15 protein-coding genes are annotated in these 17,809 nt (G+C 73.0%); 7 read left to right on the top strand and 8 right to left on the bottom strand.

The window, feature by feature from the left end; all coding sequences use genetic code 11:
* Window positions 1-18: 18 nt before the first annotated feature.
* The 5 genes from AB0K37_RS06665 to AB0K37_RS06645 are packed head-to-tail and all read right to left on the bottom strand — an operon-like array spanning window position 19 to window position 4,852.
* Window positions 19-1,509 carry a methyltransferase gene (locus AB0K37_RS06665; RefSeq protein WP_363975852.1) on the bottom strand — a complete coding sequence of 497 codons (1,491 nt, stop codon included), beginning with the start codon at window positions 1,507-1,509 and terminating at the stop codon, window positions 19-21.
* Window positions 1,506-1,784: an acyl carrier protein gene (locus AB0K37_RS06660; protein WP_363975850.1), complete on the bottom strand. Its 279-nt coding sequence runs from the start codon at window positions 1,782-1,784 to the stop codon at window positions 1,506-1,508. Before AB0K37_RS06660 ends, AB0K37_RS06665 begins: the two co-directional genes overlap by 4 nt.
* Before the next feature lies 1 nt (window position 1,785).
* A complete protein-coding gene (locus AB0K37_RS06655; RefSeq protein WP_363975847.1) occupies window positions 1,786-3,120 on the bottom strand; it encodes a ketosynthase chain-length factor in 1,335 nt (444 codons plus the stop codon).
* Window positions 3,117-4,400 carry a beta-ketoacyl-[acyl-carrier-protein] synthase family protein gene (locus AB0K37_RS06650; RefSeq protein ID WP_363975845.1) on the bottom strand — a complete coding sequence of 428 codons (1,284 nt, stop codon included), beginning with the start codon at window positions 4,398-4,400 and terminating at the stop codon, window positions 3,117-3,119. Before AB0K37_RS06650 ends, AB0K37_RS06655 begins: the two co-directional genes overlap by 4 nt.
* A complete protein-coding gene (locus tag AB0K37_RS06645) occupies window positions 4,397-4,852 on the bottom strand; it encodes a cupin domain-containing protein (protein ID WP_363975843.1) in 456 nt (151 codons plus the stop codon). The genes AB0K37_RS06650 and AB0K37_RS06645 overlap by 4 nt, the downstream gene beginning before the upstream one ends.
* Window positions 4,853-5,786: 934 nt before the next feature.
* On the opposite strand from AB0K37_RS06645, the gene AB0K37_RS06640 reads away from it, so the two are divergent.
* A complete protein-coding gene (locus tag AB0K37_RS06640; protein ID WP_363975841.1) occupies window positions 5,787-6,590 on the top strand; it encodes an SAM-dependent methyltransferase in 804 nt (267 codons plus the stop codon).
* A gap of 17 nt (window positions 6,591-6,607) precedes the next feature.
* On the opposite strand, the gene AB0K37_RS06635 is transcribed toward AB0K37_RS06640, so the two are convergent.
* Window positions 6,608-7,696: a septum formation family protein gene (locus AB0K37_RS06635; protein WP_363975838.1), complete on the bottom strand. Its 1,089-nt coding sequence runs from the start codon at window positions 7,694-7,696 to the stop codon at window positions 6,608-6,610.
* 85 nt (window positions 7,697-7,781) lie between these two features.
* Complete coding sequence (locus AB0K37_RS06630) at window positions 7,782-8,405, bottom strand: maleylpyruvate isomerase family mycothiol-dependent enzyme (RefSeq protein WP_363975835.1); 624 nt, start codon at window positions 8,403-8,405, stop codon at window positions 7,782-7,784.
* 274 nt (window positions 8,406-8,679) lie between these two features.
* Here AB0K37_RS06630 and AB0K37_RS06625 point away from each other — a divergent pair, with 274 nt between their 5' ends.
* From AB0K37_RS06625 to AB0K37_RS06600, 6 genes are all read left to right on the top strand, one after another.
* Window positions 8,680-10,116 carry an MFS transporter gene (locus tag AB0K37_RS06625; RefSeq protein WP_363975832.1) on the top strand — a complete coding sequence of 479 codons (1,437 nt, stop codon included), beginning with the start codon at window positions 8,680-8,682 and terminating at the stop codon, window positions 10,114-10,116.
* A gap of 30 nt (window positions 10,117-10,146) precedes the next feature.
* Entirely contained in the window at window positions 10,147-11,676 is a 1,530-nt protein-coding gene (locus AB0K37_RS06620; RefSeq protein WP_363975829.1) for an FGGY family carbohydrate kinase, read from the top strand.
* A complete protein-coding gene (locus AB0K37_RS06615; RefSeq protein ID WP_363975826.1) occupies window positions 11,673-13,346 on the top strand; it encodes a glycerol-3-phosphate dehydrogenase/oxidase in 1,674 nt (557 codons plus the stop codon). The genes AB0K37_RS06620 and AB0K37_RS06615 overlap by 4 nt, the downstream gene beginning before the upstream one ends.
* Window positions 13,343-14,890 (top strand): FAD-binding oxidoreductase, encoded by a 1,548-nt coding sequence (locus tag AB0K37_RS06610; protein WP_363975823.1) that lies wholly within the window; start codon window positions 13,343-13,345, stop codon window positions 14,888-14,890. Before AB0K37_RS06615 ends, AB0K37_RS06610 begins: the two co-directional genes overlap by 4 nt.
* A gap of 19 nt (window positions 14,891-14,909) precedes the next feature.
* Window positions 14,910-15,521: a glycerol-3-phosphate responsive antiterminator gene (locus tag AB0K37_RS06605; protein ID WP_363975821.1), complete on the top strand. Its 612-nt coding sequence runs from the start codon at window positions 14,910-14,912 to the stop codon at window positions 15,519-15,521.
* Window positions 15,522-15,618: 97 nt separating this feature from the next.
* Complete coding sequence (locus AB0K37_RS06600) at window positions 15,619-16,620, top strand: DMT family transporter (protein WP_363975818.1); 1,002 nt, start codon at window positions 15,619-15,621, stop codon at window positions 16,618-16,620.
* Window positions 16,621-16,649: 29 nt separating this feature from the next.
* Here AB0K37_RS06600 and AB0K37_RS06595 read toward each other — a convergent pair whose 3' ends face one another.
* On the bottom strand, window positions 16,650-17,723 hold the full coding sequence (locus AB0K37_RS06595) for a hypothetical protein (RefSeq protein ID WP_363975817.1): 1,074 nt from the start codon (window positions 17,721-17,723) through the stop codon (window positions 16,650-16,652).
* Between the last annotated feature and the right edge of the window lie 86 nt (window positions 17,724-17,809).

The following is a 17,809-nucleotide window of genomic DNA, read 5'->3' as shown; positions in this document are numbered from 1 at the left end:
CGGGTCACCGGCGCCCGGTCACGCGGCCTCCGCGGGGCGGCATTCCAGAACGGTCCAGTGCCCCTCCCGGGGACGGCCGACCAGCGCGAAACCGCACCGCGCCAGGAGCCGCCGCCACTCCTGCGGCCCCCGCTCGCGGCCGCCGAACAGCACGAGCATGTCGAGGTCGAGGAACTTGGCGTGGTCCCATCCGTTCCCCTCCGCGACCACGTGCTCGACGATGAAGAGCCGCGCGTCGGGCCGGTTCCCGATGGCCCCGCGCACGGCGGTCAGCAGCTCGGCGGCGCGCTCGTCCGGCCAGTTGTGCAGGACGGCCTTGAGCACGTACGCGTCGCAGTCGTCCGGCAGCGGGTCGGTGAAGAAGTCGCCGGCGATCCGGGTGACGCGGTCGCCGACCCCCTCCGCTTCGAGCACCTCCGCCGCGGCCTTGACGGCGCACGGCCGCTCGAACAGCACGCCCGACGCGTCCGGCGCGCGCCGCAGCGCCGCCGCGAGGAAGTGGCCCTGCCCGCCGCCGAGGTCGGCGATCCGGCCGAACCTCTCAGGCCGGACGACGTCCAGGTGGCGTTCGGTCTCCCAGCGCCCCAGCGTGGTCATGGTGCGGTCGAAGCGGGCGCCGTCGTCGGGGTTGTCCTCGAAATAGCGCCAGATGTCGGTGCCCAGCGTCGGGACCGTCGCGGGCTCGCCGGTGCGGACGCTGTGCGCCAGCGCCCCGAACGGCTTCGTCACGTACGACCGCGTGCTGTGCAGGACCAGGGGCAGCAGGCTGTAGGGGTCGTCGGCGCGCAGGCCGTCGCCCAGCGGAGTGCTCGCGAACCGTCCGTCCGGCTGCTCCTCCATGATTCCGACGGAGGCGGCGCAGCGCAGGAGGCGGTAGAGCGCGTCCGGCACGGCGCCGGTGGCCGTGGCCAGTTCGGTGACGGAGCGCGGCCCGGCCGCGGTCACATCAGCCACGCCGAGTTCCGCCAGCGTGCTCACCACCGCGGCCAGCCGCATCCCGCACGTCAGGTACAGCAGGCGCCGCGCGTGGAGGTCGCCGGGCCCGTACCCGCCGGGGGCCGTGCGGGCGCGTTCCTCCAGGACCGCCTTGATGTGCGCCATCTGCTCGACGGTGCCGCGGTTGATGCGGTCGCGCATCGCGTCCTCGCTGATCGGCGAGTCCGGCTTCATCGCGAACTCCTGCCTCCACCGCATCAGCACGCCCGCCGCCTGCCGGCGGTACTCCCAGCGGATGTTCATGAACGCGAACGGCCCGGTCTCCACCCGGTGCGCGCGGACGGTGCGGGTCTCGGGATCGGGGGTGCGCCGCGACACCCACGACCAGACGTTGCCCTGCTCGTCCGGGTGGGTGGTGAGCCGGAACGTCACCGAGGGGCCGTCCCGTTCGATGATCTCCACTGCGGCGTACTCGGTGAACAGGTCCGGCCAGCCCGCCACGTCGTTGGTGTGCTCCCACACCAGCTCCATGGGCGCGTCGACCAGGATCTGGTTGTCGGTGCTCGCGGTCACGACCGGACCTCCCCGTCCCCGGCCGCGGCCTCGTTGAGGCGGCGGAGCATCTCGGCGGGGGTCCGGAGGTCGAACAGCCTGTCCTCGTCGAGCCGCAGGCCGAAGCGCTCGACCATCCGCGCGGAGACCTCCATCATCGCGACGGAGTCGTAGCCGAGGTCGGTGAAGGCGCGGTCGGCGATGTCGCCGCCGAGGTCGACGCCGTCGTCCTCGCCGGCGCAGGCGCGCAGGACGAGGACGAGGTCCGTCAGGGTTATCGGGCCGTCTTGGGCCATGTCAGCTCCTGGGGTCGTTTCCGGGAAGGGCGCGGGGAGCCCGTTCGTCGAGGGGTCCGGCCGCGGACGGGGCCTCGCGGGGGCAGGCGGCCAGGACGAGAGCGCTGTTGAACCCGCCCTCGCCGCGCGCCAGGATCAGCGCGTGGTCGATGCGGGCGGGCCGGGGGCGTCCGGTCACGAGGTCGAGCCCGTAGGACGGATCGGGCCGGACGTCGGCGGTCGGCGGGATCATCCCGTCGCGCATGGCCAGCAGGCAGGTCGCGACGTCGACGGCGGCGCCGCCCGCCGACATCCGCCCGGTCATCGCCTTGGGCGCGGTCACCGGGACGCCGCCGGCGCCGAACAGGCCGGTGAGCGCCTCGGCCTCGGCGCGGTCGCGCATCGTGCTGCCCGCGGCGTCCGCGAACACCACGTCGATCCGCTCCGGAGCGAGGCCGGCGTCGGCGAGGGCGAGCGCGGCGGCGTTGCGCAGGGTCGCCGGGCGGCCGGATCCCGGCGGCGGGTCCATGGTCGCGGCGTACCCCGCCACCCGCCCGTACCGGTGCCGGGCGCCGCGGGCGCGGGCATGGCGCCCGCGTTCCAGGACGAGGATCGCGCCGCCCTCGGCGATCACATGGCCGGACGCGCCGGCGGCGAAGGGGCGGTAGGCGGTCGCCGGGTCGTCGCCGGAGGACAGCTGCGGAGCGGTCGGCGCGTCCCGGCCGGCCGACATCGCGGCCACCCCCCACGAGCACACCGGGGCCTCGAACCCCCCGGTCAGCACGCCGTCGGCGCCCTTGCGCAGCACGCGGCACGCCTGCCCGATCGCGTCCAGCCCCCCGGCCTGGCCGCTGACGAGGACGCCGCAGGGGCCGCGCAGTCCGTGCCGGATGGAGATCTGGCCGGTGTTGACCGCGTAGAACCACGCGTACGACTGGTACGCGCTGACCTTCTTCGGCCCGGTCGACCAGAGCTTGCGCAGCTCGTTCTCACCGAACTCGAAACCGCCGGCCGAGTTGGCCAGGACGACGCCGTACCGCAGCGACTCCTCGGGGGACGGCGACAGCCCGGCGTCGGTGATCGCCCATTCGGCGGCGGTCAGCGCCAGCTGGGTGAGGCGGTCGGTCTGCGGCAGCAGCCGTCCCGGCAGGTGGTCGCGCGGGACGAATCCGGGCACCTCCCCGGAGAGCCGGGCCGGGTAGCCGCTCGGGTCGAACCGGGTGATGGGGCCGATCGCGACGCGGCCGGTGAGCGTCGCCTCCCAGTGCCGCTCGGCGCCCAGCCCGCTCGGCGAGACCACGCCGATCCCGGTGATGACGGCGTGGTCGTCCTCGGCGGCCGCCGCGTCCGCGGTCATCCCCGCCACCGTCCCGGGGCGCTGAGCACCATCGCGCTCTGGAAGCCGCCGAACCCGCTGCCGACCGTGAGCACCGTGTCGACCCGCTGCGCGCGTGCCGTCACGGGGACGTAGTCGAGGTCGCATTCGGGATCGCGATGCCGGAGGTTCGCGGTGGGCGGGACGAGGTCGTGCTCGATCGCCAGCGCGCTCGCCGCCACCTCGATCGCGCCGATCGCGCCGAGCGAGTGGCCCACCACCGACTTGATGGAGCTGACCGGCAGCCGGTAGGCGTTCTCCGGGCCGAGCGCGAGTTTGAAGGCGGCCGTCTCGTGCCGGTCGTTCTGCCGGGTGCCCGACCCGTGGGCGTTGATGTAGTCGACGCCCTCCGCGGGGACGTCCGCCTCGTCCAGCGCCGTGGTGATCGCCGCTGCCATCTCGACCCCGTCGGGCCGCAGCCCGGTCATGTGGTAAGCGTTGCTCCGGGACGCGAACCCGCGGATCTCCGCGTGCACGTGCGCCCCCCGCGAACGGGCCGCCGCCGCGTCCTCCAGCACCAGCATCGCCGCGCCCTCGCCGAGCACGAACCCCGCCCGGGTGGCGTCGAAGGGGCGGCAGGCCCGCTCGGGATCGTCGTTGTCCGGGGACGTCGCCCGGATCGCGTCGAAGCAGGCCACCGTGATCGGGGAGATGGGGGCCTCGCACGCCCCCGCCAGCACCACGTCCGCGGCGCCGTCGCGGATGATCTCCACACCGTGCGCGACGGCGTCCAGTCCTGAGGTGCATCCCGTCGACACCACGCAGGCGGGCCCCTCCGCGCCGACGTCCCAGGCGACCTCGCGGACCAGGGACGCCGGGACGAGGTAGTCGGGCAGGTGCGGCGAGCCGTAGGCCGGATCCACCACCGCCAGGCGGCCGCTGTCGCTGACCACGCTGTACTCGCGTTCGAGCGAGACGGTGCAGCCGACCGCGCTGCCGACGACCACGCCGGTGCGGGCGGGGTCGAGGTCACCGGACCGCAGCCCGCAGGCGGCCAGAGCCTCCCGCGCGGTGACGAGGGCGAACTGGGCGGCGCGGTCCATCCGGCGCCGCTCCCGGGGCGTCAGCCCGTGCCGTCCCGCGTCGAAATCGATCTCGGCCGCCATCTGGGACCGGTACGGCCCCGGATCGAACACGGTGATCGTGCGGAAGGTGGGCTTGCCGCCGGTCACGGTCTCCCAGAAACCGCTCGTCCCCGGAGCGCCCGGCGTCAGGACACCGATCCCGGTGATCGCCACGGGGCGGGCCCGGCGCCCGCTCATGCCGGCTCCCGCTCGCCCGCAGCGGCGGACGGCCGCACGTCCACCGAGGGCGGGGGCCCGTCGCCGGCCGGCTCCGCGGTCTCCACGTGCCCCATGTCGGGGCTCGGGGCCAGCGGTCCGAGGAAGAGCACGGCCGTCGCCGGCCGGTCGGTCCGGTTCTCGTAGCGGTGCCGGGCACCGCGGCGGATCAGCACCGACTCCCGGGCGTCCACGACGTGCTCGGTGCCGTTGACGGTGAGGACGAGGCGCCCGTCGGAGACGTAGACGTGCTCGTCCGTGTACGGATGGTAGTGCTCGCTGACGCGCTCCCCCGGCCGGAGTTCGAGCAGGGCCATGAGGCCGGCCGTCGTCCGGGCCGTGCCCGGCGACAGGAGCATCCGGACGCTGCCGCCCAGCCGGTGGTTAGGTTCGACCTCGCGGGCGCGGACCTTGACGGCTTCGAGCTCGGTCACGTTCCCTGGCCCCGCTTTCCGGCCGCTGTCGTTCCAAGGGGCATGGGGGTACGGCTCATAGGGGGTTTTGTCCTTCCTGGTCGGCGGCGGCCCCTCTCGCCGTGCTCGGCTGCCGAGAGTGGCCGGTACGCCTCTGGAGATCGGTGGTGAGCGTCGCGCCAGCGCCGTCCCGTCCCGGGAGACCACGTGCGCCCGATCCGGCTTCGCTCCTTTCCGGGAACCGCGCCGGCTCTCTTCTTTATAGCCAATAGAAAACGATCAATGACAGGTCACAGGTAGATTCTTGCGAGATCCTCGGAGCGCAGTTCTTCTGAAATCCGGACCGAGTGCGCCATCGCGGCACCCAGCCCTCGAAAAGGTGTTTGATTTAGGCTGTTTGTTCCGCATGCCTCGGATTTGCACGCCTAGCCAGGTGAGCGAGGTCTGCCGGTTATACGAGTGCCGACACCGTTGATCATCACAACGAGGATCATTACCTCTGACCTGGCGAGAAGGCCGCACAAGGACACGCCGGAGGCCGGCGGCGCACGAGCCGGCCCAAGCGCCCCTTCACAGCCCCGAAGAATTTCGAGGAACCGAATTTCACGGACACGAGACCCGACGAGAAGGAGTCTCCGCGCCAATGTTCAGGACGGCTGCACGCACAATGACGCAGCGACGGAGGCGGCGCGCATCCGCGCTTTCGATGAGAAATGAGCGGCCGGAGTTCCGCCGTCCTCGCGCCGGTTTCCACGGGGTCGCCATGGACTACGCGCCGCGGCGGATGCCGGGATCCGCCGCCGGAGGCGGGCGCGGGCGACGGACGGCCCGGGCCGGGACGCGCCCGGCCGCGGCGCGGCGACGGCTCGCCCATGCCGATGATCCGTCCGCCGGACGCCGGTGCGGCTTCTAGAGTGATCTTGGGCGGCAGTCATGACGATCGAGGGGCCGGGAAATGACCGAGAACCAGGTGGACCTGAATATCGAGATCCCCCATTCCGCCCGGGTCTACGACTGCATTCTCGGCGGCAAGGACAACTATCCGGCCGACCGCGAGGCCGCGGCGAACATCGTCGCCGACTGGCCCCACCTGCCGAAGTCCATGCGGGCCAACCGGCATTTCATGGCACGGACGACCCGCCGTCTCACCGCCGAGTTCGGCATCCGGCATTTCCTCGACATCGGCACGGGGCTGCCCACCTCACCGAACCTGCACGAGGTGGCCCAGTCCGTGGCGACGGAATCGCGGATCGTCTACGTCGACAACGACCCGATCGTGCTGGTGCACGCGCGCGCACTGCTCACGAGCGCACCGGAAGGCAGGACCACCTACCTGGACGCCGACTTCCTCGACCCCGACGCGATCCTGGGTTCCCGCCACCTGCGCGGAACCCTCGACCTGAGCCTGCCCGTGGCGCTGAGCCTGATCGCGATCGTGCACTTCATCCCGGACGACGCCGAGGTGCAGCGGATCATCGACCGCCTCCTGGAGCCTCTGGCTCCGGGCAGCATGCTGACGGTGTCGACCTGCACGGCCGACAGCGCCCCGGAAGAGGTGGCCGCGGGCGTGGCGGCCTACAACGCCAACGGCATCCCGCTGGTGGCACGCACGAAGCCCGAGGTGGAGCGCTTCTTCCACGCCCTGGAGATCCTCGACCCGGGCATCGTCCTCGTCAACCACTGGCACCCCGACCGCGCGGCGTCCGAGGTCCCGGACGCCCACGTCCACATGTACGGCGGCATCGGCCGCAAGCGCTAGGCGGTCGCGGGGTCCGGTCAGTGCGGGACCACTGATCGCTTCAGAGGTCCCCGACGGCCCTCGATCAGGCAGAAGGCCAGGCGCCCTCCGGCTTCCCAGCTGTCCTCGTCGGGGGCCATGTAGGTGATGCCGGTGGAGTCGCGGACATCGGCGGGTGGTTTCGCCCCCCAGACCTTACGGGCGATCTCGTCACAGCCTTTGAGGACCTTCTTCCCCATCCCTTCGTCTCCCGGGTAGGCGTCCCCCTGGAGCGTGTAGAGGCCGAGTACCTCGAATTCATGCTCTTTGGTACAGGCGACGAGGGGCTGGTCACCGTAGACGTTCCACTTCTTGACGCAGTCACCTGGCGCCAGTTCGGATGCGTACCGGGTTACCGTTTCCATGGTCTGGGCGAGAGGGGCCGACAGCAGCCCTGATCCCTTGTAGACCATGACGCAGGTCGCGGTCCGCTTTCCGTCTTCCCACGCTTCCTGATCCGGTGGCGCGACGTAAAGCGTCAGATCGGAGCCGTACCGGCTTCTCTCCAGAAACTCGGTCCGCTCGCGGCAAACGGTCCACGCCCGGTCGGTCATCTCCTTCTGCCCTGGGTACGGGATGTCCGGGAGCTCTCCCTCAGCACCGACCTCTCCCTCATGAGGCGTGGTGCAGAGCGATCGCCGCACGTACATAGCGGTCGCGGTCTCCTCGAACTCGCCGAAGCACTCACCGGGGCGCATGGCGGTGACCGCCACCTTCCCGTCCCCGCGTGCGAACGGTCCGGCCATGTCCGCCGGCAGCAGGGCCGGCGTCAAAGCGACGGCGGCGGCCCAGGCGAGGGAGGCGACGAGTCCGCCGACGGCGAGCCCCTTGCCCTTCTCGCCGCGGCGGCCGGTCTGGACGAGCGCGGCGACGACGAAGCCGACCGCGATCGGGACCAGGCCGAGCAGCCCCGTGACCAGCGCGATGACCGCGAACCGGTTCGTCCGGCGCCCGGCGGGGGCGGGCTGGACGGGATCCGGCGCGGGGGCCGGTGGAACGACGGGCGAAGCGGCGGCATCGGGCGAGGCCCAGGCGGAGGACGGCGCGGTCTCGTTCGGGACGTCGTCAGAGGGAGGTGGCGTGGTCACGGCAGAACCGTAAGACCAGAACTCCCAACGAAAGCGGCATTTCCGGCAGTCGTCGCGGACTCGTGATCATGAGGGGCGGGACGCGTCAGGCCGTGGCCAGGGCGGGGAGGCCAGGTCCGTAGAGATCGTTCAGCGCCACGCGGCGGCCGGAGATCGCCAGGAGCAGGGAGAGCGCGGTTCCGCCCACTTCCGGGCCGTCTCCGATCGAGAGGCCGGCGTCCGTCGCGGTCAGGCGGAGGCGGGCCGTGAGCTCCTTGGCTCCACCGAACGACCCCGGTGTGCGGGCCTGGTAACGGAGCGATCTGGCGATGGCCTCCAGCGGGTAGGCGTGGACGATTCCCAGAGGCCGGCGGATGTCCTCGCCGTGGACGACCTCTTCGACGAGCCGGCTGTCGAGGGGCGCCGGAGGGGTCGACCTCCGCGAGGCCACCTGGCGGAGCCGCTCCAGAGTTTCCCGGGGTGAGGCGCCGCGCTCGCGCTCCACCCCCTGCGTGTTCTGGCGGTCGAAGTCGAACCGGGCCCGGACGAGGCGGGCGACGAATCCGAGGCGGGTCGTGCGGGCCGTGTCGACCAGGTGGGCCACCACGTCATGCACCGTCCACCCGTCGCAGAGCGAGGGCTGCTCCCACTTCTCGCCATCGAGGTGCGAGAGGTCGTCGATCAGCGCCGCCCGCTCCGCGTGCACCATCGTCCACACATCGTCTCCCACGGCTTCTCCTCCTGTCGCCAACGGGTCCGCGAATGAGGACCCGCGGCCCGGCAAGAACTCATCGCAACACGTGCGGGCGCCGCTGGCCTGCGGGTTCGCGGCCGGGTCGCGGCGGGCCGGACGGCGTTGTGGCGCTTGACACACCGGATCGGCCCCGCTTAACCTCCCGTCAACCGACAGGCACAGACGAAGACACCCCTGTCAGTGGTCTTCGTCTGTGCCTTAGTCATTCCCGGACCGCTGGCAAGGGTTTCAACCCCGAAAGGCGGCGGGCATGAACGACGGCCCTGCGAGCACGAGAACGGCGGTCATCCGCAGCGCGGCGGACGCGGCCGGCCTCATCGACACCCTCACGAGTCTGCGCGGCCGGGCGAACTGGATCTGGTTCCTGGCCCTGTCGGGCCTGTTCCTGGACGCCTACTCCAACGCGGCGCTCGGCGCGGGGCTGTCCCCCATGGTCGAGCAGCTGGACCTGTCGCCCACGCAGGTCAGCGTGCTCACCGCGATGGCTCCGGCCATCGCGATCGTCTCCAATCCCTTCGGCGGCTGGCTCGCCGCCCGGATCGGCCGGATCAAGCCCCTGCTGATGACGAAGGTCGTCTTCGGGGTCGGCGCGATCCTGACCGCGGTCGGCTCGGACTTCCAGACCGTCTTCGCCGGACGGGCGCTGGTGGGCGTCGCCTACGGCATCGACTTCGCCGTGGCGATGGCGCTGCTCGCCGAGTACACCCCGTCCTCGCTCAAGGGCAGGCTCAACTTCTGGCAGGGCGCCTGGTACGTGGCGACGACCACCAACCTCGCGCTCACGCTGCTGTTCTACAAGCTCGACGTCGGCTCCGACATCTGGCGGTGGTCGGTGGGCTCGGCGGTCGTCTTCGCGACCGCGCTGTTCGTCCTCCAGATGGCCTTCCTGGTGGAGAGCCCGACCTGGCTGGCGTCCAAGGGCCGCCTGCGGGAGTGCGCGGCGAACCTGCGCCGCCTGTACGGGGTGCGGGCGGAGGAGGGCGCGCCGGAGACCTCGCAGACCCAGGAGGCGCGCCACCAGGTCGGCATCCGGGACGCGGGAGTGCTGTTCCGCGGCGCGTACCTGCCCCGGACGGTGCTGTCGACGGTGATCTCTCTGACCCAGTCCATGCAGTACTTCGCCGTCGGCTGGTACCTCCCGGTGATCAGCCTGGAGCTGTTCGGCAAGGAGTTCGAGAAGGCGACCGCGGGCTCCATGGCGTTCAACGCGGTCGGCATCGCGGGCGGGTGCCTGTCGGCCTACTTCGGCCGCCGGCTCGGCCTGCGGGTGAGCTCGGCGGCCGGGTACGCCGTGGTGTTCGTGGCACTGCTGGTCATGGGCGCGACCTTCAAGCAGCTCCCGATCGCGCTGGCCGCGGCGCTGCCGGTGCTGTTCATCTTCTTCCACTCCGCCGGCCCCGGCCCCAACGGCAAGTCGATCGCGGCGCTGTCGTACCGCAGCGACATCCGCACCCTCGGCACCGGCGTGACCGGGATGCTCGGCAGCTTCGGCTCGGTCGCCGGCCTGTACGTCTTCCCGCAGCTCCAGGCGGCGTTCGGGGTAGGCGCCAGTCTGATGCTGCTGTCGGCGGTCCCGCTGCTCGGCCTGGTCACCTGCGTGGTCGTCAAGTGGGACCCGACGCGCGTGGCGGTGAACCTGGAAGAGGAGCCGATCCGCTTGGAGCGGCGCGAGACGGTGCCGGTCTGAGCGCGCGCTGACGAGAGGAATGTTTCGCGGATGATCAGAGAGCGCCGGCGCGGCGTGCTGAGCATCGACGAGGGCACCACCGGGACCCGCGCCGCCGTCGTCCTCGACGACGGCGGCGCGGCCCCGGCCGCGTACCTTCCGATCTCGGTGCGCTCCCCCGACCACCTGCGCGTGGAGCAGGACGGGGCGGAGATCTGGGAGAACACCGTCCGGGTCTGCCGGACGGCCCTGGAGCGGGCGGCCGCGGACCGGGTGGAGATCGCGGGGGTGTCGGTCTCCACACAGCGCGCGACCGTCCTGCTGTGGGACGCGGTGACCGGGGAGCCGCTCAGTCCCGCAGTGGTGTGGCAGGACCGCCGCTACGCCGAACGGCTGCGGGAGTGGGAGCCGGACTGGGACGAGCGCCTCGCCGAGTTCACCGGGCGGCCGGTCGGGTCCCGCGCCCCGCTGCTGTGGGCGGCGGAGGAGGTCGCCCGGAACGAGGAGGCGCGGCGGGCGCACGCGCGGGGCCGGCTGGTGTTCGGGTCGATCGACACCTGGCTGGTCTGGAAGCTCACCGGCGGCGCCCGGCACGTCATGTCCGCGACGAACGCCGTCGCGGCCGGCGCCTACGACCTGCGGACCGGCGGCTGGTACGGGCCCTGGGCGGACTTCCTCGGCTGCCCGCCCGACATCCTGCCGTCCGTCGTGGACGAGGACGGGGACTTCGGCTCCACCGACCCGTCCGTCCTCGGGGTGCGGCTGCCGATCCTGGCGGTCATGGGCGACCAGCACGCGGCGATGGTCGCGCTCGGCGCCCACCGGCCCGGCCAGGCGATGTGCGTGCACGGGACGGGCACGTTCCTGGACGCGGTCGCGGGCGACCGGCCGCCCGCCCACCGCGACCGGGTGCCCGGCGTGCTGACCCTGGTCGCCTGGCGCTCGCGCGGCGTGCCGCTGTTCAGCCTGGAGGGGTTCGCCGCGACGACCGGCTCGGCGGTGCGCTGGCTCTGCGAGGAGATCGGGCTGTTCGAGTCGCCCCGGCGGCTGACCGAACTGGCCGGGGAGCACTCCGGGCCGTCCCGCGTGCGGTTCGTGCCCGCGCTCGCGGGGCTGCGCACGCCGGTCTGGGCGCCGGAGGCCACCGGGCTCCTCGACGGGTTGAGCCTGTCCACCACCCGGGCCGAGCTCGCCCGGGGCGTCCTCGACGGATTCGCGCACTCGGTGTGCGACCTGCTGGAAGGCGTGGAGGCGGCCATGGGGCGGCCCGTCACCGACCTCGTCTGCGGCGGCGGCCTGGCCGGCAGCGACGTCCTGATGTCCGCCCAGGCCGACCTGATCGGGCGTCCGGTGCGCCGCGCCCTCGCCCATGAGACCGCCAGCCTGCGCGGCGCCGCCTACCTCGGCGGCGTGCGCGCGGGCGTGTGGCCCGACCTCGCCTCGGCGGTCGCCGGGCTCGGCACCGCCCCGGTGTTCGAGCCCTCGCTCCCCGACGGCGACCGCCGGGAGGCCCGCGCCGCGTGGCGCGACCTGCTGGCCCGCCATGTCCCCACCCACTCAACGAAGGAATCGACGTCGTGATCCGGCTTACCGAACGCAAGGCGAGGTCAGAGACGAGGAACGCGATCCGCCGCACCCCGCTGGCGCTGGACCGCGGCACGCAGATCGAGCGGCTCGCCGCCGAGCGGTTCGACGTGCTCGTCGTCGGCGGCGGCGTCACCGGCTGCTACACCGCGCTGGACGCCGTCAGCCGGGGGCTGAGGGTCGCGCTCGTGGAACGGGACGACTTCGCCTCGGGCACGTCCTCCAAGTCCTCGAAGATGGTGCACGGCGGCCTGCGCTACATCGAGCAGGGCAACCTGCCGCTGGTGCGGCGCTCGCTGCTGGAACGGCAGCGGCTGCGCCGCAACGCCCCCCATCTGGTGCAGCGGCTCCCTTTCGTGTTCCCCGTGCTCACCCAGGACGGCGTGTTCGACCCGCGCATCGCCAAGGCGTTCGAGGGCCTGCTGTGGACCTACGACCTCGCGGGCGGCTGGCGCATCGGGCGGCTCCACCAGCGGCTGACGGTGCCGGAGGTCCTGGTCCGCGCCCCCCGGCTGCGCGCCGACCGCCTCAGGGGCGGCCTGCTCTACTACGACAGCCGCACCGACGACGCCCGCCTCACCCTGACCATCGCGCGGACCGCCGCGCACTTCGGCGCGACCGTCCTCAACGGCGCCGCCTGCCGCGCCCTGATCCGCGAGAACGGCCGCGTGCGCGGCGCCACCGTCCATGTCGACGGCCGCGACGTCGAGGTGCGCGCCGGGGTGGTCGTCAACGCGACGGGGGTCTGGTCCGACACGCTCGACGCGCTGTCGGATCCCGGCCACCGGCCGCGCGTCCGTCCCGCCAAGGGCGTGCACATCGTGGTGCCGTGGACCCGGCTGCCGATCGACGGGACCGTGACCGTGCCCGTCCCAGGCCGGGCCCGCCGCGCCACGTGCACCCGCTGGGGCGACGTGGTCGTGGTCGGCACCACCGACACCGACTATGACGGGCCGCTGGACGAGGTGCTGTGCACGCGGGAGGAGATGCAGTACCTCCTCGACGGGGCCAACACCGCGTTCGACGCCGACCTGCGCGCGGAGGACGTCGTCGGGTCGATCGCAGGGCTGCGCCCGCTCGTCGGGGGCAAGGAGGGCGCCACCCTCGACATGAGCCGCGACCACCGGATCGCCACCGACGCGCACGGGCTCGTCACCGTCACCGGCGGCAAACTCACCACCAGCCGCCACATGGGCGAGCTGGTCGTGGACGAGGCGCTGAAGGAGCTCGGCCGCAAGGCGCGCTGCCGCACCGTCCGCCTCCCGCTGCTGGGCGGGGCGGGCTACGACGCGGAGGCCACCTCGGCGACCGGGGGCCTCGGCGCACACCTGGGCGAGCGGTACGGCACCGAGGCCCGTTTCGTCGCCGATCTCATCGCCGAGGACCCCTCCCTGGCCGAGCCGGTCGTCGAGGGCGGCGGCCACCTGCGGGCCGAGGTGGTGTACGCGGCCCGGTGCGAGCTGGCGCGGACCGTCGACGACGTGCTGTCGCGCCGCACCCGGATGCGGCTGTTCGCCCGCGACCTGTCGGTCAAGGCGGCCCCGGAGGTCGCGCGGCTGCTGCAGCGGGAGCTGGGGCTGTCCGACGAGGAGGCCGGGAAGCAGATCGAGGACTACGTCTCCGGCGTGGAGCGGGAGCGGACCGTACTGATGGAGGAGAACAGTTGATCAGCAGGCAGACCATCACCCACCCCTTCAACCGCGGGGACTACGTCGTCGGGGCGCCCACCCCGCCGCGCTGGGCCGCCGACTGCCCGCCCGGCGACGGCGAGGCGAGCCTGCAGCAGGGCGCGGTCGCGGTGTCCGAGGCGGTCCTCGCCGAGCTGCGCGCGGCCGCGGCCGCCGTGCACACCGGCCGGGACGAGGTGGTCCGCCGGACCCGCGACTGGTGGGCGGGCACGTCCATCGGCGAGACCGACGGACGCCCGGCCACCCCCGACGCGGTGGTCGTCGAGGCGGCCGACGAGGAGCAGGTGGCCGCCGTGGTCCGGATCTGCGCCGCGCACCGCGTCCCGCTGACGGTGTCGGCGGGACGCAGCAACGTGCTCGGCGCGGCGCTGCCGGTGTTCGGCGGGGTCGTGCTGGACGTCTGCCGGCTCGACCGGATCCTGTCCTTCGACGCCGAATCGATGATCGTCGAGGTGCAGGCGGGAATGTTCGGCGACCTGTTCGAGAAGGAGCTCCAGGAGGTCCACGGCGCCACCGCGGGGCACTGGCCGTCGGCGTTCGCGATCTCCACGGTCGGCGGCTGGGCGGCCTGCCGCGGGGCGGGCCAGCTCTCCACCCGGTACGGCAAGATCGAGGACATGGTCGTGGGGCTGGACGTGGTCCTGCCCGACGGATCGTCCGCGAGCTTCGGGACCTACCCCCGGGCGGCCGTCGGCCCCGACCTGCGGCAGCTGTTCATCGGCTCCGAGGGCACGCTCGGCGTGATCACCCGGTTGCGGCTGCGGACCCACCGGCTGCCCGAGTACGCGTCGGGCCTGGCGTACGGTTTCGCCACGTTCTCCGACGGTCTGGACGCCTGCCGCGAGATCCTCCAGCGCGGAGCGACCCCGGCGGTGCTGCGCCTGTACGACGCGCACGAGAGCGGCACCCACTTCGGCGAGCCGGACACCAACCTGCTGCTGATCGCCGATGAGGGCGACCCGGCGCTGGTGGACGCGACGATGGCCGTCGCCGAGGAGGTCTGCGCGGCCCGCGCCCCGGTGGCGCTGGACGGCGACGCGGTCCTGGCGCGCTGGCTCGACGAGCGGATGATCGTGGGCAAGTCGGGCGACGGGTTCGCCAAGGGGCCCGGCTTCGTGGCCGACACCTGCGAGATCGCGGCGCCGTGGTCGTCGCTCTCGGCCCTCTACGACGAGGTGATCGCGGCCGTCGAAGCCGTTCCGGGGACGCTGCGCGCCTCCGCGCACCAGTCCCACGCCTACACCGACGGGGCCTGCCTGTACTTCTCCCTGCGCGGCGACGTGGAACGCTCCCGCCGGCGGGAGTGGTACCGGGCGGCCTGGGACGCCGCCAACGACGTGCTCGTCCGGCACGGCGCCGCGATCAGCCACCACCACGGCGTGGGCCTGCTCCGATCCCCCTACGTGCGGCCCTCGCTGGGCAGCGGGTTCGGCACCCTGGCGGCGGTCAAGCGAGCCCTCGACCCCCACGGGATCATGAACCCGGGGAAGCTGGGCCTGCCCGGGTTCTCCGAGGACCTCTGAGGATAAATAGGGTGTATTGATGGGCCTTCGTCCGAAACGTCCCGTGGATCCGCGGTTGCTGGCCGCGCTGGCCGAGCACCCGGTGATGGCCTCCATCGTCGGGGCCGCCGCGGCCGGCCGGTTCGCCTCCCGGTCGGCGCCGCTCGGCATCCTCGCGTCCGTCCCGCTCGGCGAGCTGGAGGCCACGGTGGCGGCGACGCTCGCCGCACGCAAGATCGTCTTCGTGAACATGGACTCGACGCCGGGCCTGGGGCACGACCCGGGGGCCCTGACCTTCCTCAAGGGGATCGGGGCGATCGGGATCTGCTCCACCCGCGCGGCGATCATTGAGCGCGCCGGCGGGCTGGGCCTGCTGACCATGCAGAAGGTCTTCGTCACGGACCGGTCGAACCTGCACCGCAGCGTGCAGTCCATCGGCCGGTCCCACCCGGACCTCGTCCAGCTCATGCCCGCGGTCATGCTGCGCTACGTCGAACGCGAGGCCCGGGAGCTCGGCGTCCCGTACCTGGCCGCCGGCTTCGTCCAGGAGGAGGCGGACGTCTCCGAGGCGCTGCGCCACGGCGCCGCGGGCGTCTGCACCTCCGACGACACCCTGTGGGATCTGCGCCGGTCCGCCCTGCGCGCGTCCTGACCCCCTCTCCCACCGGCTGACGCGCCGGCCCGCCCGCCCGTGCCGCCATGCGGCCGGGCGGGCCGGTCGCGCCTGCCCCCGTAACGGAAGGACCCTCATGAAGCCGGGGACGCCCGCTCCTCCCCTGCCGACCGGCGCTCGCGAGCCCGCCCCCGCCCGAAGAAGGGGCGGCCGCCGCGGGACGCGGGCGGGCGCGGTGCTGGCGCCCGCCCTGTTCACCGTTCTGTGGAGCAGCGCGTTCGTGGCGGGCGTCCCCGGCGTCAGGTCGGCCCCGCCGCTGCTTCTGATGTTCGCGCGGTTCGCCGTCGCGGGGGTGCTCCTCGCGGCGTACGCCCTCGTCACGCGGGCCCGATGGCCGCGCGGGCGGGCGCTGGCGCACGTCGCCGTCACGGGGCTGCTCATCCAGGCGGTGCAGTTCGGCTGCTTCTACACCGCCCTCTCCCTGCACTATCCGGCGGCGGTGATCTCGCTCGTCCAGGGCCTCAATCCGGTGGTGATCGCGTTGGCCGCCCGGCTGCTGGGCGAGACCGTCGACCGGCGGCAGGCCCTGGGGTTCGCGCTCGGCGCTGCGGGCGTGGTGCTCGCGGTCGCCGACCGGGTCAGCGTGTCGGTCTGGGGAATCCCGCTGTGCCTGGCGGGCCTCGGCGGACTCAGCCTCGGCACCCTCTACCAGAAGCGCTTCGTCCCCGCCATGGACGTCAGAACCGGGACGGCCACGCAGGTCCTCGTCGGGGCGGCGGCCGTGGGACCGCTCAGCCTGGCCGTGGAGACCCCGCGCGTGTCCGACTGGACGGCGTTCGGAGGGTCGGTCGCGTGGATGGTGCTCGTCAACTCCATCGCGGCGTTCCTGCTGCTCAACCGGATGCTGGCGCGCTCGTCGGCGACCCGGGTGAGCACGGTGTTCTTCCTGACCCCGTCGGTCACGGCGGTGCTGGCCTGGCTGGTCACCGGTCAGGCGCTGCACCCCCTGGTGATCGCCGGCCTCGTGCTCGGCGGCGCCGGCGTCCTGCTCGCCGCCGGACGCCCCGCCGCGGCGGGGCCGCCGCGGCGCGGGAAGCGCCGGGCGGCCCGCCCGCGTGCAAGGGCCGCGGGTCAATAGTCGTTCTCTCGACGTCGCGGCAGGGACGATCAGTTGCGCTGGGAGCGGACGGTGACCCGGCGGATGAGCTGCACGTCGGTGAGCGGGCCCGTGGACGCGGCGAAGCCGAACTTGACGGTGTTCGGAACCGGGCTGGGAGCGGGGAACCTCAGCACCCGCTTGAAGCCGGCGCCGTCCCGGAAGTCGACGTCGACCGTCGCCACCGGATGCGGGCCGGGCGGCACCGACACGCGGACGACTCGCTTCACCGGTTCGAGCAGCCTTTCGGCTCGGCTCGGCGTGACGCCGGCGGGCATCGTCTTCAGGTCGCCGTGGAGCCTCCCCGGAAGCGACGATCGCCAGGGGCCCCTGCTCGTCTTGTTCTTGGTGGTCGCGGCGAGCAGGCAGTATCCGGTGGAGCCGTTCCCGGGGCCGCGCGCGGTCACGACGTTGGGGCCTGGGGCGGGCGGACGGAACGCCGTCCCGGCCGGGGAACGCCGCTCGCAGCCGTTCCCGCGCCCTTCACCGTCGCCGAAGTAGTCCCCCAGCACGTCGAGCCCGATGCCGAGGTACCCGCCGTCGACTCCGGGGACGAACTGCCCGCCGGCCCTGCCGCCCGGGAGTTTCTGGGCGTAACCGAGGCTCCCTCCGAACGCGCCCGGCGTGGTGAGGCCCCGGGCGCCGTCGGTCAGGAAGAACGAGATCCCGTCGGCCGGAGCCCGCGTGGTGTTGCCGTACTGCCATTGTTCGAAGGTGACCTCCAGGCCGCCGCGCGCGGGAACGGGCGAGTCGAACAGCGCGGCGCCGGTCTGCTCGAAATGGGCGTCCGTGAGTTGCAGGTATCCGCGCGTCGCCGCGTCGCCCGGCGGCACGGGGCCGACCGGGTCACGGCGGCAGCCGCTGAGCCGGTGGTTCGTGGCCTCGGCCGCCGGGTTCCCCCTCGGCGCGCCCGTCAGGCAGGCCGCCCCGTACCCGACGAAGCGCGAGTCCGCGGTGGCTCCGGTGAACGATTCGCGGACCAGCACCGATCCCGGACGACGGTCCGCCGCCGACGCGTGCCCGAATGACGCGACGGCCGCGACGACGCCGACCGCCGCCGTGATGCAAGCTCCCCGATGCCTCATGCCGTTGACTCCTCACGCAGGTCCGAAGCGATCTCTCTTCCGCGTTCATCTGAACACACGATCACGCCGAGACCCCCGCATTGCCG

Source organism: Actinomadura sp. NPDC049753, assembly GCF_040674655.1.
GTDB classification, from domain to species: Bacteria; Actinomycetota; Actinomycetes; order Streptosporangiales; family Streptosporangiaceae; genus Spirillospora; species Spirillospora verrucosospora.
This window is presented reverse-complemented; position numbering and strand designations above follow the sequence as displayed.

Coding starts and splice junctions, on each gene's coding strand:
- AB0K37_RS06640 (WP_363975841.1), top strand. CDS start 5,787: ATGACCGAGAACCAGGTGGACCTGAATATCGAGATCCCCCATTCCGCC.
- AB0K37_RS06600 (WP_363975818.1), top strand. CDS start 15,619: ATGAAGCCGGGGACGCCCGCTCCTCCCCTGCCGACCGGCGCTCGCGAG.
- AB0K37_RS06625 (WP_363975832.1), top strand. CDS start 8,680: ATGAACGACGGCCCTGCGAGCACGAGAACGGCGGTCATCCGCAGCGCG.
- AB0K37_RS06655 (WP_363975847.1), bottom strand. CDS start 3,120: ATGACCGCGGACGCGGCGGCCGCCGAGGACGACCACGCCGTCATCACC.
- AB0K37_RS06595 (WP_363975817.1), bottom strand. CDS start 17,723: ATGAGGCATCGGGGAGCTTGCATCACGGCGGCGGTCGGCGTCGTCGCG.
- AB0K37_RS06650 (WP_363975845.1), bottom strand. CDS start 4,400: ATGAGCGGGCGCCGGGCCCGCCCCGTGGCGATCACCGGGATCGGTGTC.
- AB0K37_RS06605 (WP_363975821.1), top strand. CDS start 14,910: ATGGGCCTTCGTCCGAAACGTCCCGTGGATCCGCGGTTGCTGGCCGCG.
- AB0K37_RS06660 (WP_363975850.1), bottom strand. CDS start 1,784: ATGGCCCAAGACGGCCCGATAACCCTGACGGACCTCGTCCTCGTCCTG.
- AB0K37_RS06620 (WP_363975829.1), top strand. CDS start 10,147: ATGATCAGAGAGCGCCGGCGCGGCGTGCTGAGCATCGACGAGGGCACC.